This window comes from Undibacterium sp. TC4M20W (assembly GCF_049340245.1).
Lineage (GTDB): Bacteria > Pseudomonadota > Gammaproteobacteria > Burkholderiales > Burkholderiaceae_D > Undibacterium.
The window spans coordinates 111,564-126,415 of record NZ_JBMPPI010000011.1; the positions used below are offsets into that span (position 1 = coordinate 111,564).

Here is a 14,852-nt window from a genome sequence, read left to right on the forward strand (position 1 = left end):
CATCAGTTGAAAAGAACTTAGCCAAACGGAATGAAATCTATACCGTTCTGTATCTTGGCAACCACCTGTACCTGGTTCTCGGTGCTCTCGCTAAAACTGGCGAGTATGTCGGCTCTTGTCATGCCCTTGCTGACTTGCCCATTCCAGTAATCAAAGCCCGCCTGGTCTGGCGTCCGATGCAGCACATTACTGTACAGGGCAGTCAGGAAGGCATTGTCAGAGATATTCGCCCCATACAATTGCTTGAACTCGGCGGAAATGACGAAGCTGGCAGCTACCTGGTTCAGGCTTGATCCCTTGTCCATCTGCCCTATCCAATAACCCAGGCCTGGCAAATCTGGCGTGCGGTTGAAGGCCGCCTGGTAAATGCGGTAAGCCACGCCAGCGGTGCTATTGATATCCAGCGCGACCGACATATCGGCAAACTGCAGGCGCTCTACCTGGTTCACCGTATCCGTACCCTCGGCCCCGGTTTTATCCTGCACAGTAAAATTGGCACCCGCTGCAGTGATGTTAAAGTCAGCCCGCTTGCCTGCATAAATCGCAGTATCCATGCCTGCGCCGCCATTGATGATGTCATTTCCGGCCAGGCCGTTGAAACTGTCATTGCCTGCCGTACCTGTCAGGGTGTCATTGCCAGCCGTACCTACAATGCCGCCTGGCACAGCCTTGGCCACCGTGGTAAAGGAATAACTACTGGTACCAATGAAGTTATTACCAGCCACGTCCTTGATTGCACCAGAAGGTATGTTCAGCTTGTAAGTGCTGCCATTATTCAAATCATTGGTGGGGTTGATGGTCACGGTATTGCCGCTGATCGTCACATTGCTGCTTTGTGCGATGTTGTAGTTGGCCACCACACTGCCATCGGCGTTCATGAGGCTGATGGTGCCACTGCCAGCGGTGACAGTCTCACTGAAGGTCAGCACGATATCGCTATTGGTGGAGACACTGGTCGCCAGCGTGGCCGGGCTGAAGCTGATGACAGTAGGCGGTGTGGTATCGCCAAAAAAACTCAGCAGGTCCAGCACATCCTTGCCATTGTTAAAGACCAAACGCTCCATGTTGAGCAGTGTCGCATGCAATTCGCCACTCGCACCAGAGAGAGTATCGACATGCACAGAACCATCTGCCGCTAGCGTAATTTTGTACTCCGAACGCAAGGAAGTACCCAGAATCAGCGTGTCAACACCACCCTTGCCATCGAGCGTAAACGTCGATGGATTAATGACGGTCCAGGTGTTATTGCCGTCGTCGCCTACTATGGTTGCCATGATGCACTCCTCAAATTCTCGGTTCAGGCCGCAGCCTGCGTGTGTACTATGCCTTGCTGGTCTATTGCCAGAAAACGCAATCCGGTTTGCTGCAGATACGTCAGTGCATCAGCTTCCTTGAGCATGCCTATTGTCGTGCAACTGCCAGCCAGTGCCGTCAAAGGAGCCAGCACGCTGATGCTGCGCCAGTGCCGCACCGGCATGCCAGTGTGCGGGTTCAGGATATGGCAATAGCGCTGGCCACCTGCTTCAAAATATCTTTCATAATCACCACTGGTAGCCAGTGCCCCTGATGTCAGCGGGATGCTGGCCGCGATCTTGTCTTGCTGGCGCGGGTCCTGTATGCCCATAACCCAGGCCTGGCCATCCGGCTTGGGCCCCAGCACCCGTATATCACCACCGAGATTCACATAGCCATGCGTGACGCCTGCGGCTTCCAGCACCGCCGCTGCCCGGTCTGCCGCATACTCTTTACCAAAGCCACCAAAATCGATTTCCATACCAGCCTGCGGCAGTCTGAGCTTGTTACTGGTTCTTTCCACCTTTGCCCAACCTATGCGCTGGCACAAGGCCTGTAATTCATCTGCTGCCGGCACCCGCTGGCTCTTGAAATCCCAGGCCTGGCGCAAGATGCCTGCCGTGATATCGAACAGGCCATCACTGGCCTGGTGCAGGGCCTGGGCATAATCAAACAGGGCGACAGTTTCTTCATCACAGACTACGGCATCACCACCCGCCTGGGTATTGATGCGCGAGACTATGCTGTCTGGTCTGTAACGCGAATACTTGACTTCTATCCTGCGCACTTCTGCAATCGCTTCCTGTGCTTTGGCAAACATCGCCTGTTCATCGGTATCGGCGATAACGACTTCACAGGTGCTGGCCATGGCCTTGAAAGGGATACGGTAAATCTGCATAAAACCAAATTCATTCACTAAAACTGACGCGACAAACCAAGCTGTATGGTCTTGGCATCAAACGGCAATAGTCCCGCGCTGCCACTGCCAAACAAACGGTAAGAAGCACGTTGCTGGTATTGCTCAAATTTCACGTCAACCTGCCAGTCTTCATTGATCTGCTTGGCCAGCTTGATACCGACAGTGCGTGCGCCATAGGCCGAGACCCTCTGGTCTTCAGAATAATTTTGTGCACCATCTGGCGGGTTGGGGGCAAATGGATAAATGTCAGGCTGCGCATCTACATAAAAACTGGCTGCGCTCTGGCTGTAAAAACGCACGAGCGGCGTCACGCTCCAGCCCTTGCCAAAAGGCTGGGTATATTCCAGATTGAAGGTATGGGATCTGATTTTCCAGCTATCACCAAAATAACGGTAGCTGACACGTGCACTACCGCCCGTGCCATCGAAATGATGGTTCCAGCGGGTGAGCAATGTATAGCTGTTGCGCTCATCCGGGCGTTTGTCAAAAGCCTTGTAAGGGTCAGACAAATAACCCTTGGCATGCGCGAGGCTGAAATTGACCTGCACAATATCATTCATGCTCATGACCTGAGTCAGGCCCAGCAGGGCATCAGTCACCTGCTTGTTTTGTCCTTTGATCCTGCCTGTCGAAGCGCTGACAGTGTCATTGGCAAAACCCAGGCCCGCAGTCCAGGTGGTATTTTTATCTTCACTGAACTGGCTGCCCTGCAGCGACATGCCACGCGAAATATAATCGGATTCGCTCGATGCACTGGCACCCAGGGTCAGTGTATGGTGCGCGAAATAGCGGGTGACTTCAGCATCGAGTGCACGGCGAAAATCCCTGAGCTTGACCAGGCCATAGCTATGGAAGGCGGGCGAGGCACCGGAGATACTATCCGTCACATAAGTCGCGCCGACCGACCATTCATCCGACAAGGGCGCCATGATCTTCAGCGCGCTGGCCTGCACCTTGACGCGGTCTTCACCGGGCTGGCTGTCTTTGTAATCAAGTAATTTGAGACTGATGAGACCCTTGTCCGGCGCTGATTCTGCATGCGCTGCCTGCATCATCGGCAAGGCAAGTGCAGCGGCCAGCAAGGTGCTGGCGAGATTGTCAGGAGTCTTGGAAGTGGGCGCTTTCATGCTTGTTTATGCCTTATGCTTTATGTCTTATGCTTTAGTTGCAACCACAGCCTCCACCACCAACGCCTGCACCGCCAAAGGCAGATTCCTTGCTCGAATAGGTGTGCTCGGCGAACTTGATTTCCAGCAGGTCGTGGTCAAACGTCATTTCTTTTTTTGCCAGCTTGCCTTTTTCCCAGGGTTGCACCGCCTGTACCAGTTGCATATTGCCGCAGGCGCTGCAGGACAGGACCAGGCCCAGCAGGGCAAGTTTGCCCAGAAATTTCTTGGTTATGAATTGTTTCATCATTTACTCCCCAGACTGCTGATGATCGCCTGTTCAATTTTTGCCTTGCTGGCTTCGTTAAATCCTGCGTGTTGCGAAATGATCTTGCCATCCCTGTCTATCAATACACTGCTGGGCATGCCCTTGATTTCATATTGACGCGGCATGATGCCCTTGGGGTCATAGGCTATCTGAAAATTGCCAGGCGTGGATTTCAGAAATTCCTGTGCTTCCTCGGGTTTGCTGTCGAGGTTGATCGCCACTACCTGCAAGCCCTGTGCGCCATATTTGCTTTGCATGGCATTCATCCACGGGAAGGATTGCTTGCACGGCCCGCACCAGGATGCCCAAAAATCAAGATAGACCACTTTGCCGCGATAATCAGCCAGCTGTACATTGCCCTTCCCAGCCTGGGCACTGAATGCCGGCGCGGGTTTGCCGGTTTCCAGCGCCAGCGCTGGCAGACTGGTACCAGTGACGATAGCCAGTGATGCGGCCGCTGCTGCTATCTTCATTTTCAACAATGTCATGGAGCTGCCTTGCAGGATAAGTGTTTGCCAGTGCCATCTCAGCTTGGGATCAGCATGAGCGCAGGCAACTGGTGTTTTACATCCATCATAAGCCCAGCGCAGGACAAATAAATCCTGGCTTTGGTAAAGATAGCGGGTTTTCTGTAATGAACTGTAACGGGGAAATGTACTTAAAACAAGTCTGCCCTCAAACAAGTTGCTAAATTAATATATTGTCTATTGAAAACAATATGACAGCCTAAAAACAACAAACTACATTGCTGTTTTGACCTTACCTACTGATCTGGCTAGCATTCCTTTCATGGAAGATAACAATGGAGTTTACAACAACGATGAACCAGCAAACAGATCAACAATTTGACGATGGCCTGCAAATACGCAAGCAAGTCATGGGCGAGGCCTTTGTCGAAAAGGCATTCAGCAATACTGATGCCTTTACCGCACCGCTACAGGAATTTGTCACCCGCAATGCCTGGGGCACGGTCTGGTGTCGCGATGGCCTGGATTTAAAAACCCGCAGCCTGATCACGCTGTCGATGCTGACCGCCCTGGGACGCGCACACGAGATCAAGGGCCATGTACGCGGTGCCGTCAATAACGGCGCGAGCATGAAAGAAATACAAGAAGTACTATTACATGCCAGTGTGTATTGCGGCATGCCGCTGGCGATCGACGCTTACCGCTCCGCCCACGAAGTCTTGCTGGAGATGGGAAAAGTAGACGCATACCAGCCGGATCACGTATAGCCACCTGATATTCCTGAGGAAGCAGATATGACAGAGAAAAGAAAAGCCATCGCACTCACTGAAGACGGGATAACCCGTCCGTTTGCGGTGGACGATGTGCCATGGGATGAATATTCCCACGGCCAGAGTTTTGGTTCACGTTATCGCCAGCTAGGCCAATATGGCGGCTGCCAGCATGTAGGCGTTAGCCTGGAAGAATTATCGCCCGGCAAACTTGCCTGCCCCAACCATTATCATTATCTGGAAGAAGAACAGATGATGCTGCTGGACGGCAGCCTGACCCTGCGCATGGGCGATCAGACCTACATCATGAAAGCCGGTGACTACATGGTATTCCCGGCGGGGCAAAAGGTTGGTCACAGCCTGTTCAATCATACCGATGCAGTATGCCGCTACCTGGTTATAGGCGAACGCAATCCGCATGATGTGATTGTGTATCCCGATAGCAACCGCATCAGTGTGGTGCTGGCTGGCGAGGGCTATGACAAGGCAGCCACGCTGGAATACTGGGAACGTGAGAAGGATTAATCACAGGCAGGCATGCACTTAAACGACTTAAGCGCCTTAAGCGCCCTTAAGTACATTTAAGCTCCTTAATTCCTCATTTGGTGTCATGACAGTGGCAGTCTGGCAAGAATTGCCGGATACTCCTGTCATTGCATCAGCTTGATGGAAAGGATGACGATGCGCCGCATGTGGCTTTTTTATACCCTGGCATGGATAGCGTATTCCATACTGATTGCCTTCGCAATACAGATTGACGGCTTGTCCAAAGGCCAGTTTGATTTGCAACTGGCGATGTATTCAGAAATCAATACCTTGCCTGCAGCCCTGACCCTGGCGTTGATCTGGCCCATGACCGGCCTGATGGAGCGCAAGGGTTTGCGGCCTTTGAGTATTGTGTTTACCCATATCCTGTTGTCGGTAGTATTCGGGTTTTTCTGGCACTACGCGGTCAGTGGTTTCATGCAAATGATCGTGCACGTCAGGGAAATCGAAGCAGTCCGGCCCCTGAGTGCCTATATCTGGCCCTTCCTGTACAGCCTCATGATGTATGGCGTGGTCGCGGCTATTTTTCATACCGTGCGTTCCAGCGAAGCGCGTCGCGTGCAGGTGCTGGCTGCGACCCAGGCCCAGGGTTTGCTGGTGGTGGCCGAGCTGGCCAGCCTGCGCAATAAGCTCAATCCGCATTTCCTGTTTAATACCCTGCATTCCATCATCGCCCTCATGCGCAAGGATGGCAAGGCGGCTGAGGCCGCATTGTTCCGCTTCTCTGACATGCTGCGCTATGTGCTTGATACCGAGAAAAATGGTACTACCCATGTCGCTCTCGAAGATGAACTCAATTTCGTCCGTGATTACCTGAATCTGGAAGCCCTGCGCCTTGGCCACAGGCTCAATGTCGATTGGCAGCTTGATGACATGGCGGGTGGCTTTGGCATCCCGCCGCTGACCATACAGCCACTGGTAGAAAACAGTATCAAGCATGCCTTCAACCCGCGCAGCCAGCCGGGTAATCTGCTCATCAAGACCAGGCTCAAGGCCTTGCATGGCGAGCTGGAAATCACCATCCGGGATGATGGCCCCGGCGCGGAGCTGGCCGATGTTCATGCCTCCAGCGGCATAGGTGTCAAAACCGTAGAGCGCCGCTTGCAGCTTGAATATGGCAAGCGCGCCAGTTTCAGCATAAATACCGCACCTGGACAAGGTTTTGAAATATGCTTGACCATTCCTATCTCCTCGATGTGACGCTTGAACGTATCAAATCATGAGTAAAATTAAAACCGCCTTCATTGCAGAAGATGAACCCCTGGCCCGCGAAGTCTTGCGCGATGCCGTCAGCGACAGGCCAGAACTCAGCCTCATCGGTGAAGCTGCCGATGGCGTTACGGCCCTTGCGCAAATTAATTTGCTGAAACCCGATGTCGTCTTCATGGACATACAAATGCCCGAAATGACGGGTCTTGAAGTCTTGCGCCGTCTCAGCCATTTGCCAGAAATCGTCTTCACGACCGCCTATGACCAGTATGCCGTGACCGCCTTTGAACTGCATGCGGTGGATTACCTGCTCAAGCCCTTTACCCGTGAGCGCTTTGATGCGGCAGTAGATCGCCTGCTGGATGCCCCGCCATCAATGCAAGCCATGGAACATGCCTTGAATCTCGCCGCAGGCCGTGAAACCAGCAGGCTTGAGCGCATACTGGTGCGCGACCGTGGCCATATTTTCCCGGTCAATGTGAACGACATCGCCTACCTGAAGGCCGATGCCAAATACACCGCCATCATCGTCGGTGACCGTACCCACCTGGTCAGGCTGGGCATTACCGAACTCGAAACCCGCCTCGACCCGGCACGCTTCATACGCATACACCGCTCGCTGCTGGTAAACCTGGATTTTGTCGAATCCATGAAGGCTGACGAGCAATCACAATTACGCCTGCATATGCGCGATGGCAGTGTCTTGCTGGCGAATCGCGAGGCTTCGCGCATGTTGCGGGATATGTCCATCTGAGTTTTGGGGCTTTTGCCCCTCCTGCTTCAAGGGAAAGTAAGCGGTGCGCCAGCGGCGTTATTATCAACGCCGCCTAACCCCGTTACAATTCCAGCACGATCAACAACACATATGCTATAAATCGGCATTATCTTTGCATTTCAGAGCCTATGGCCCGTGTCCTCTCTCCACCGCAAGACGATGATAAGATCGGTAAGAAGATCGACTACGTCGCCAAGCTATTAGGGCTATCTTTGGCGCCTCATGGCTATACCAGGAAGGGGCGAGACTTGGTTGCCACCATTGGTGAAGGTCCCGACATGAGTTGGCACATCATAAACTTGCAAGGAAACAAGTGGAACGAAGGGGCCTATGGCGCATTCTTTGTTAACCTGTCAGTGCAGTTCCCTTGCGTCTGTCGCGAAGTATCAAAAATTCAAAGCTACGAATGGATCGCCGACTGGGCCGAAAAACCGCACGAGTCTAGTGGTCAGTATCGAGAGCGCCTCGAAGGGGTTTTACCGAGAAAACTGTTCCACGGGTTCTTTTCTGGAAACAAAATAGTAGAGACCGACTTGGCAAAGCATCGCCAAATCAATATTAAGAGCGGTACTTCGCTGGACTTGGTCGCACTACAGTTGTCTGAAGCTATCGTCTCGCACGCGTTTCCATGGTTTGAACTCAGGAGCGACCTGAAGGTATTACGCGATGGTACCCAGTCAGCATTCATCGGCCCGTCCTTTGCCGATCGAATTGCGGCAGCGATATTGCTTAACGACCGGGAGGCCAGTAACCGCGTTATCGCCGAAGTTGGAGGGAAGTTGCCTGTTGCTAAGGCGACTGCGATTCGAAAATGGATAACAGACAATGGTTTCGACCCGTCTGGTATTCCAGTTTCTCCTACTGTGCCTTGGCCATCCGGTACATAACCGAGTAATACACCCGACATGGCAGAAGGTGAACCGTCTGCTTTTGCCGATCGCGACCGATAGCAATGGGTATAACTGCGTAACCGATCCATCTGCGACGTAATCTTCCTGAAAATTACGTCCCTAGCTCACCGCTTACAAAGAGACGGTTAGGATAAATTCAGTCACGAACAATGCTCCGTACCACGACGTATCCCCGTCTGTATCAACCATTCGCGGCTAAAGCCGCTCCTACGGGCATGGTTTCTCCTAGTCCTGCAGCAGTTCGCGAACCAGGTAAGCAATTCGCGCCTTCCGGGTCTGCCTTCGTCGCATACCCCGGCAAGCCCGCCGCAAGCGCGGCAAGATACGTGTATCGCAAGTGGCGATGCAAACTACAGGAGACAAACTGTGAAACACTATTTTCCATCCATTATTTTCGCGGCACTGGCAATGGCCTCAGTGACAGGCATGGCGCAGGCAGCAGAGCTGACGGTAGAAGTGACAGGCCTGAAGAGCGCCAAAGGCAAGGTTATGGTCGCTGTGTATGACAAATCAGAAAATTTCCTGAAACAGCCTTACAAGGTAGCGGCTGTCGATGCCCAGGCTGACAAGGTCAAACTGTTGATTGCCGGTTTACCGGCTGGCGATTATGCGCTCAGCGTATTCCAGGACGAGAACAGCAATGGCAAGCTCGATACCAATCTCATAGGCATGCCGGTCGAGCCTTATGGCTTCAGCAATGATGCCGCGGGCAGCTACGGGCCACCTAGCTTTGCCCAGTCGCAGGTGCGAGTACCGGATGCTGGCAAGCTCATTTCCATCAAACTGCGTTAAGGGATAAACATCATGGACAGGCGCCATTTTTTGCGCAGCGCATTGGCAACACTGCCAGCCTTAGCACTGCCAGCCGGAGCATATGCAGATGAAACCAGGGATGCCTTTATGGCGAGCCTGCCAGCCCACCAGCGCCTGGCTGCGCTCAAGAGTCGGGAATCCGACTTGCCGGGCGGCGCGGCAGTGGTTGAAGGCCGCTGGCCTGCCGGGCTCAACGGCACTTTCTACCGCAATGGCCCGGCGCGCTTTGAGCTCGGTGATGAGCGCTATCACCACTGGTTTGACGGCGACGGTATGGTACATGCGTGGCAAATGGAGCAAGGCCGGGTACGGCATCAGGCGCATTTCGTGCGTACCAAAAAATTTGTCGAAGAGTCTGCCGCTGGGCAGTTTCTGTATCCTGCTTTTAGTACCGGCTTTAGCCGCCGTCCGGTAGGTAATAATGATACGGTCAATACCGCCAACACTAATGCCGTGCCACATGCAGGCAAGCTGTATGCCTTGTGGGAAGGCGGCTCGGCCACAGAGCTCAATCCGGTTAACCTGGCGACCGAGGGTATCAAGACCTGGCGCGATGATCTGGCTGCCATGCCATTTTCTGCCCATCCCAGGATTTCACCAGATGGTGTGCTGTGGAATTTTGGTGTCGCAGCGGGTGCCAACAAACTGCTGTTGTGGCGCATAGATGCCGACGGCAGTCTGGGCAAGTTCGGCATGGTCAATGTACCGCAATTGCCCATGGTGCATGATTTCGTGTTAACGGCAAAGTACATGGTCTTCCTGGTACCACCGTTTGATTTGCGCAATTCGCCGGACCAGAGCTATCTGGGCTCACATGTATGGAATGGCCAGCGCCCCATGCGTGCAGTGGTGGTAGATCGTGCAGATTTCAGCCTGCGCCGCATTATAGAAATGCCCGCAGGCATGGTCTTTCACTCCGGTAATGGCTGGGACGAAGGCAATACCATACGCCTGGATGCCAGCATGGCGGCAGACGACAGCAGCCTCAGGGGTCTCGGTAGCATCATGCGTGGCGACACCGGGAAGCTGCAGAATGCTGATACGCTACTTATCACCCTGGACCTGAACAAGGGCACGTCACGCAGCGAAAAACTGATGAGCGTGACAGAATTTCCCCGCGTATCACCAGTCGATATGGGTTTGCGCAACCGTCAACTGTTCGTGACTACCGGCGACAAATCGCCAGAATTTGGCATGACAGGCATCGCCAGCATCGACATGGAAACTGGCCGTCATGACAGATACAACTATGGCCAGGGTTGGGTAGTTGAAGAACACATACCTGTACCCAAGCAGGGTGGCAAGGGGGTATGGTTGCTCGGTGTGGCTTACGATGTGAAAAAGTCGCAGACGGCGCTGAGCGTGTTTGACGGTGCACATTTATCGCAAGGCCCGGTGGCCAGGGCACGCCTGCCTTATGCGGCACCGCTATGTTTTCATGGTAATTTTTTGGCGGCCTGAGTCTGCCCTTAAGCGGGGGCCAGACTTGCCAGCCCCCGTCCACCTATTTAGACTGTCATGATGAAACCTATGCCTGCCGAACCGGCCATCCCGGCCAAGCCAGTCAGCACTTCGCCTGGCAAGCAAGGGGCCGATGACCATCCCCTCGCCTTGATAGCCTTTTTTCGCCGCTGGCAGCCGGGTATTTTGCGCGACCTCGTCTATACCTTCATACTGGGCCTGGGCTTTGCCCTGTTCTTTTTCGCCCTGTATGCGTATAACCTGTCGCGTGAAACTTTTTTTGCGCAGCTCTGGAATAATCTGGTCATCGCGATGTCGATTTCGTATTCCATCCATATCCTGTTTGCGCTCAGTTCTTTTTTGCTGCGGCCATGGATAGAGAATATACGTGGCTGGAAGTGGACGGCGTATTACCTCATCGTGCCCAGTTGTGGTGTCTTTGTGGGTTATTTCCTGGCGGTGTTGCTTATCAATCCTGCAGCATTGCGCCTGGATTATTTCAAGACCAGCGTTATCCTGAACTTTGGCATCGTGTCCGTACTGGTTTCCTGCGTGCTCGTGTTTGCTTATCTGGTCAGGGAACGTGAACTGCGCGACAAGGAAAAAATCGCGACAGAACAGCGACGCGCCCTGGAGTCAGAGCGCCGTGCGCTTGAGGCGCAGTTACGCATGTTGCAGGCACAGATGGAGCCGCATTTTTTGTATAATACCCTGGCCAATGCGGTAGGTTTGATACAGCCTGATCCGGCGCGTGCCCGCCTCTTGCTGGAACGTCTGATCGACTACCTGCGCGCGACCTTGTCGGCCAGCCGTGACAGCGATACCCTGCTGCAGGGCGAGATCGATACGATCAGCGCTTATCTGGAGCTGATGAAGCTGCGCATGGGTGAACGCCTGCGCTACCGCATAGAAATGTCAGACCAAGCTGCCAGCCTGTCCATCCCGCCCATGCTTTTGCAGCCTGTCGTTGAAAACGCCATCAGTCATGGCCTGGAGCCCAAGATAGAGGGTGGCGAAATCCTGTTGAAAGCGCACGTAGAGAAAGATCATCTGCATGTCACTATCAGCGATACCGGCGTTGGTTTCCAGACTGTTGCCAGCAGCAAGCCAGGTGGCGGGGTAGGCCTGGCTAACTTGCGTGAACGCATAGCAGCACTGTATGGCAAGCAAGGCAGTTTGAACATTACGGAAAATGCCGCAGGCGGCGTCAGCGTGAGCCTGCATCTGCCCTTGCCATCAACAGCCAGAACGCACACCTGAATTTACGTCACGATAAAAACATGCCTACCGCACTCATAGCAGACGACGAAATCACCCTCGTCAATTTTTTGAAAGCCGAGCTGGCAGTGCTCTGGCCTGAGCTGAAGATTATCGCCGAGGCCTACAACGGTGCAGATGCCTTGCGCCTGATCAACGAACTCTCACCTTCCATCGCCTTTCTGGATATCCGCATGCCGGGCATGAGCGGGCTGGAACTGGCCAGCCAATTGCAAGCTGCAAAGGTTGCACCGCTGATGGTTTTTGTGACTGCTTACCACCAGTATGCGGTCGATGCCTTCGAGCGCGAGGCTGTCGATTATCTGCTCAAGCCTCCGACCAGAGAGAGGCTGGGCCGTTGTGTAGAAAAACTCAAGCGCCAGCTAGCTGCGGCAGAAGCAGACGGTACAGCACCTGCTGCAGATGTACTTGCCAGGCTGATGTCCGCCATGACATCCATGACAGCGACGAATCCTGCTGCCACACCGGGCCGCCTGGAATGGATACGCGCCGCACATGGCAATGACATCCGGCTGATTTCTATCGATGAAGTGATTTATTTCGAGGCGAATGACAAATACGTATCTGTCTTCACAGCCACGCATGAGTCACTGATACGCATGCCGCTCAGAGAATTGCTGGATGGCCTCGATGCCAGCCGCTTTTGGCAAATACATCGCGGCACGATAGTCGCCGTCAAACACATAGCAGGCACCACGCGTGACTTTCGTGGCCGCACCCTGCTCAAGCTCAAAGAGCGGCCCGAAGAATTACTCGTCAGCCGTGCTTATCTGCACTTGTTCAAGCAAATGTAGGCAGTTGCCTGATCTCAAACAGCGCCTCCAAACCTGTCCCTGAAAAATCCCGGTGTTGTCCCCAGATGCTTCGTGAAACTGCGGTGCAGGGTATCCAGGCTGCTATAGCCTGAATGGTCGGCTATCCTGGCCAGTGGCCAACTGGTCGTGATCAGCAAGTTCTTGGCAAACTCCAATCGGGCGGCATCTACAAAACGCGCCGGTGTGCTGCCAGTTTCCTGCTGGAAGATGCGCGAAAATGTGCGCTCACTCATGTGCACCCGCGCCGCCAGTGTTGGTGTGCGCAGGTCACCAGCAGGCTGGGCCATGATCTCGTTGAGTAATTGCTGCAGGCGCGAGTTGCTCTGGCTTTGTGATGAGACCTGGCTTTGCAGGGTGTGGCTGTATTGCGATTGTCCACCGGCGCGGCGCATGTACAGCACCAGCTCACGCGCTACCGCCAGGCTCAGTGCCGGGCCACCGTCAGCTTCCAGTAACGACAGGCACAGGTCTATGCCAGCGGTGACACCAGCCGAGGTGTAGATGGGGCCATCGGCCGTGAAGATCGCATCAGCATCGAGCCTGACCTCAGGGAAGAGCTTTTGCAGCAGTGCGCAGCTATTCCAGTGGGTAGTGGCACGGCGGCCATTCAGCAGACCGGCAGCGGCCAGCACCAGTGCACCTATGCAAACGCTGGCAATGCGACGTGTATTTTTACTGCGCTCTTGCAGCCAGGGCAGCAGGATATTCTCCGCCGCAGCTTCGCGCATGGCGGCCTCACTGCCACCAGTGGTGATGATGGTATCAATCTCTGCTGGCAAATCCCTGAGTGCGCATACCCCATGTATTTCCAGCCCGGCGTGGGTGGTAATGACACCACCATGCGGGCTGGCGACTATCAGGCGATAGGCGGGCAAGACTGATGGTTTGTGCTGGTTGGCCACTGCAAACACTTCCATGGGGCCGGAGAGGTCCAGGCTTTGTACTCCATCCAGGGTAATGAAGACGATGATGCGGGTATTGTGATCCATGGCAGAATTTGCGACAAGATTGGCACTGCGGCCAAGATGTTGATGATTATAGTGTGCCTGTGGATAAATCCCCCGGTGTACTGATGAAAACAAAAATCCTGCTCTTCCTGTTCCTGTTCCTGACCTTGAGCCTTTCCCTGGCCATCGCTGATACCTTGCCCACGCCTTTACCTGACTATCAGCCCCGTTTTGGCCGCACACAGCCTGTCGTCGCCGTGGTCGCCGACAATGAAATGACCGAGCTCACCGATTTTGTCGTGCCCTATGCCGTGCTCAAGGCATCAGGTGCGGCGCAAGTCTTGTCCGTGGCAACCGGCAGCGGCGTGGTCAATCTCTACCCTGCACTCAAGATGCAGGCAGAAACGACAATGGCAGGATTTGACCATACTTATCCACAAGGCGCGGACTATGTCATCGTCCCGGCTCTGCATAATGTGCAGGCGGCGGTACTGCAAAACTGGGTCAGGGCGCAGACCGCCAAAGGTGCCATCATCGTTGGTATCTGTGACGGCGTCTGGGTTTTGGCGCATGCGGGTTTGCTGGAGCAACGCCGTGCTGTGGGTTTCTGGTATTCTATGGATGGCCTGCAAAAACAATTTCCAAATACGACCTGGGTGCGCAACCAGCGTTACCTCGCCGATGGCAAGATCATCACCACGACAGGCGTAACTGCATCCCTGCCTGCGTCACTGGCCCTGGTCGCTTCCATTGCAGGTCACGAGCGTGCCACTGCACTGGCCAATGAGCTGGGGATAAAAAATTACTTATCCACACATGACAGCCAGCAATTCAAAATGAGTTTTGTCCATGCGACGACCATTGCAGGCAACTGGCTGCGTTTCTGGTCACATGAAGAAATCGCCCTGCCCCTGAGTGCCGGTATCAACGACATTGCCCTGGCCCTGTATGCCGATGCCTGGTCGCGCACCTACCGCTCGCAAGTCAAAACCTATGCCAGCAGCATGCAGGCTGTGAAGTCGCGGTATGGTTTGCAACTGCTGCCAGATGCCGTGGCAGATGCAACTGGCATGGACAGGATCAAAAAAGAACACAACTGGCTGACAGAGATAGCTCCGGCAAGAGCCATGGACCAGGCTCTGCAAGAAATAGGCAAGGCCTATGGGCTGGCGACCAGGGCCATGGTCAGTGCCTTTATGGAATATCCGCAATAG

General features: G+C 54.1%; 16 protein-coding genes. 10 read left to right on the top strand and 6 right to left on the bottom strand.

Features of this window, described 5'->3' with window-relative positions:
* Positions 1-17: 17 nt before the first annotated feature.
* Genes ACO0LL_RS15345 through ACO0LL_RS15365 form a run of 5 tightly spaced genes read right to left on the bottom strand, consistent with a single transcriptional unit; the run spans position 18 to position 4,134 of the window.
* Entirely contained in the window at positions 18-1,274 is a 1,257-nt protein-coding gene (locus tag ACO0LL_RS15345; RefSeq protein WP_422951718.1) for a DUF4214 domain-containing protein, read from the bottom strand.
* A 23-nt stretch (positions 1,275-1,297) separates the two neighbouring features.
* Positions 1,298-2,191, bottom strand: coding sequence for an FAD:protein FMN transferase (locus ACO0LL_RS15350; protein ID WP_422951719.1), 894 nt, complete (start codon positions 2,189-2,191; stop codon positions 1,298-1,300).
* 17 nt (positions 2,192-2,208) lie between these two features.
* Positions 2,209-3,339 (bottom strand): DUF3570 domain-containing protein, encoded by a 1,131-nt coding sequence (locus ACO0LL_RS15355; RefSeq protein ID WP_422951720.1) that lies wholly within the window; start codon positions 3,337-3,339, stop codon positions 2,209-2,211.
* A 34-nt stretch (positions 3,340-3,373) separates the two neighbouring features.
* Positions 3,374-3,625: a DUF4266 domain-containing protein gene (locus tag ACO0LL_RS15360; RefSeq protein ID WP_422951721.1), complete on the bottom strand. Its 252-nt coding sequence runs from the start codon at positions 3,623-3,625 to the stop codon at positions 3,374-3,376.
* Positions 3,625-4,134, bottom strand: a complete 510-nt coding sequence (locus ACO0LL_RS15365; RefSeq protein ID WP_422951722.1) for a TlpA family protein disulfide reductase — start codon at positions 4,132-4,134, stop codon at positions 3,625-3,627. The genes ACO0LL_RS15360 and ACO0LL_RS15365 overlap by 1 nt, the downstream gene beginning before the upstream one ends.
* A gap of 314 nt (positions 4,135-4,448) precedes the next feature.
* Between ACO0LL_RS15365 and ACO0LL_RS15370 the strand changes: the two genes are divergently transcribed.
* From ACO0LL_RS15370 to ACO0LL_RS15410, 9 genes are all read left to right on the top strand, one after another.
* Entirely contained in the window at positions 4,449-4,880 is a 432-nt protein-coding gene (locus ACO0LL_RS15370) for a carboxymuconolactone decarboxylase family protein (RefSeq protein WP_422951723.1), read from the top strand.
* 27 nt (positions 4,881-4,907) lie between these two features.
* Positions 4,908-5,408, top strand: coding sequence for a cupin domain-containing protein (locus tag ACO0LL_RS15375; RefSeq protein WP_422951724.1), 501 nt, complete (start codon positions 4,908-4,910; stop codon positions 5,406-5,408).
* 150 nt (positions 5,409-5,558) lie between these two features.
* Positions 5,559-6,629 (top strand): sensor histidine kinase, encoded by a 1,071-nt coding sequence (locus ACO0LL_RS15380; RefSeq protein WP_422951725.1) that lies wholly within the window; start codon positions 5,559-5,561, stop codon positions 6,627-6,629.
* Positions 6,630-6,648: 19 nt separating this feature from the next.
* Entirely contained in the window at positions 6,649-7,392 is a 744-nt protein-coding gene (locus tag ACO0LL_RS15385) for a LytR/AlgR family response regulator transcription factor (protein ID WP_162044066.1), read from the top strand.
* Positions 7,393-7,541: 149 nt separating this feature from the next.
* The gene (locus ACO0LL_RS15390) at positions 7,542-8,300 is read left to right on the top strand and encodes a DUF4304 domain-containing protein (protein ID WP_422951726.1); all 759 of its coding nucleotides are present in this window, start codon (positions 7,542-7,544) and stop codon (positions 8,298-8,300) included.
* A 390-nt stretch (positions 8,301-8,690) separates the two neighbouring features.
* Positions 8,691-9,116, top strand: a complete 426-nt coding sequence (locus ACO0LL_RS15395; RefSeq protein ID WP_422951727.1) for a DUF2141 domain-containing protein — start codon at positions 8,691-8,693, stop codon at positions 9,114-9,116.
* 12 nt (positions 9,117-9,128) lie between these two features.
* Positions 9,129-10,598, top strand: coding sequence for a carotenoid oxygenase family protein (locus tag ACO0LL_RS15400; protein WP_422951728.1), 1,470 nt, complete (start codon positions 9,129-9,131; stop codon positions 10,596-10,598).
* A 57-nt stretch (positions 10,599-10,655) separates the two neighbouring features.
* Positions 10,656-11,858 carry a sensor histidine kinase gene (locus ACO0LL_RS15405; RefSeq protein ID WP_422951729.1) on the top strand — a complete coding sequence of 401 codons (1,203 nt, stop codon included), beginning with the start codon at positions 10,656-10,658 and terminating at the stop codon, positions 11,856-11,858.
* Positions 11,859-11,878: 20 nt separating this feature from the next.
* A complete protein-coding gene (locus ACO0LL_RS15410; RefSeq protein WP_422951730.1) occupies positions 11,879-12,670 on the top strand; it encodes a LytR/AlgR family response regulator transcription factor in 792 nt (263 codons plus the stop codon).
* A 14-nt stretch (positions 12,671-12,684) separates the two neighbouring features.
* Here the strand turns inward: ACO0LL_RS15410 and ACO0LL_RS15415 are convergent, their stop codons facing one another.
* Positions 12,685-13,773 carry a GlxA family transcriptional regulator gene (locus ACO0LL_RS15415; RefSeq protein WP_422951731.1) on the bottom strand — a complete coding sequence of 363 codons (1,089 nt, stop codon included), beginning with the start codon at positions 13,771-13,773 and terminating at the stop codon, positions 12,685-12,687.
* Here ACO0LL_RS15415 and ACO0LL_RS15420 point away from each other — a divergent pair.
* Positions 13,764-14,852, top strand: coding sequence for a DJ-1/PfpI family protein (locus ACO0LL_RS15420; RefSeq protein ID WP_422951732.1), 1,089 nt, complete (start codon positions 13,764-13,766; stop codon positions 14,850-14,852). The genes ACO0LL_RS15415 and ACO0LL_RS15420 overlap by 10 nt on opposite strands.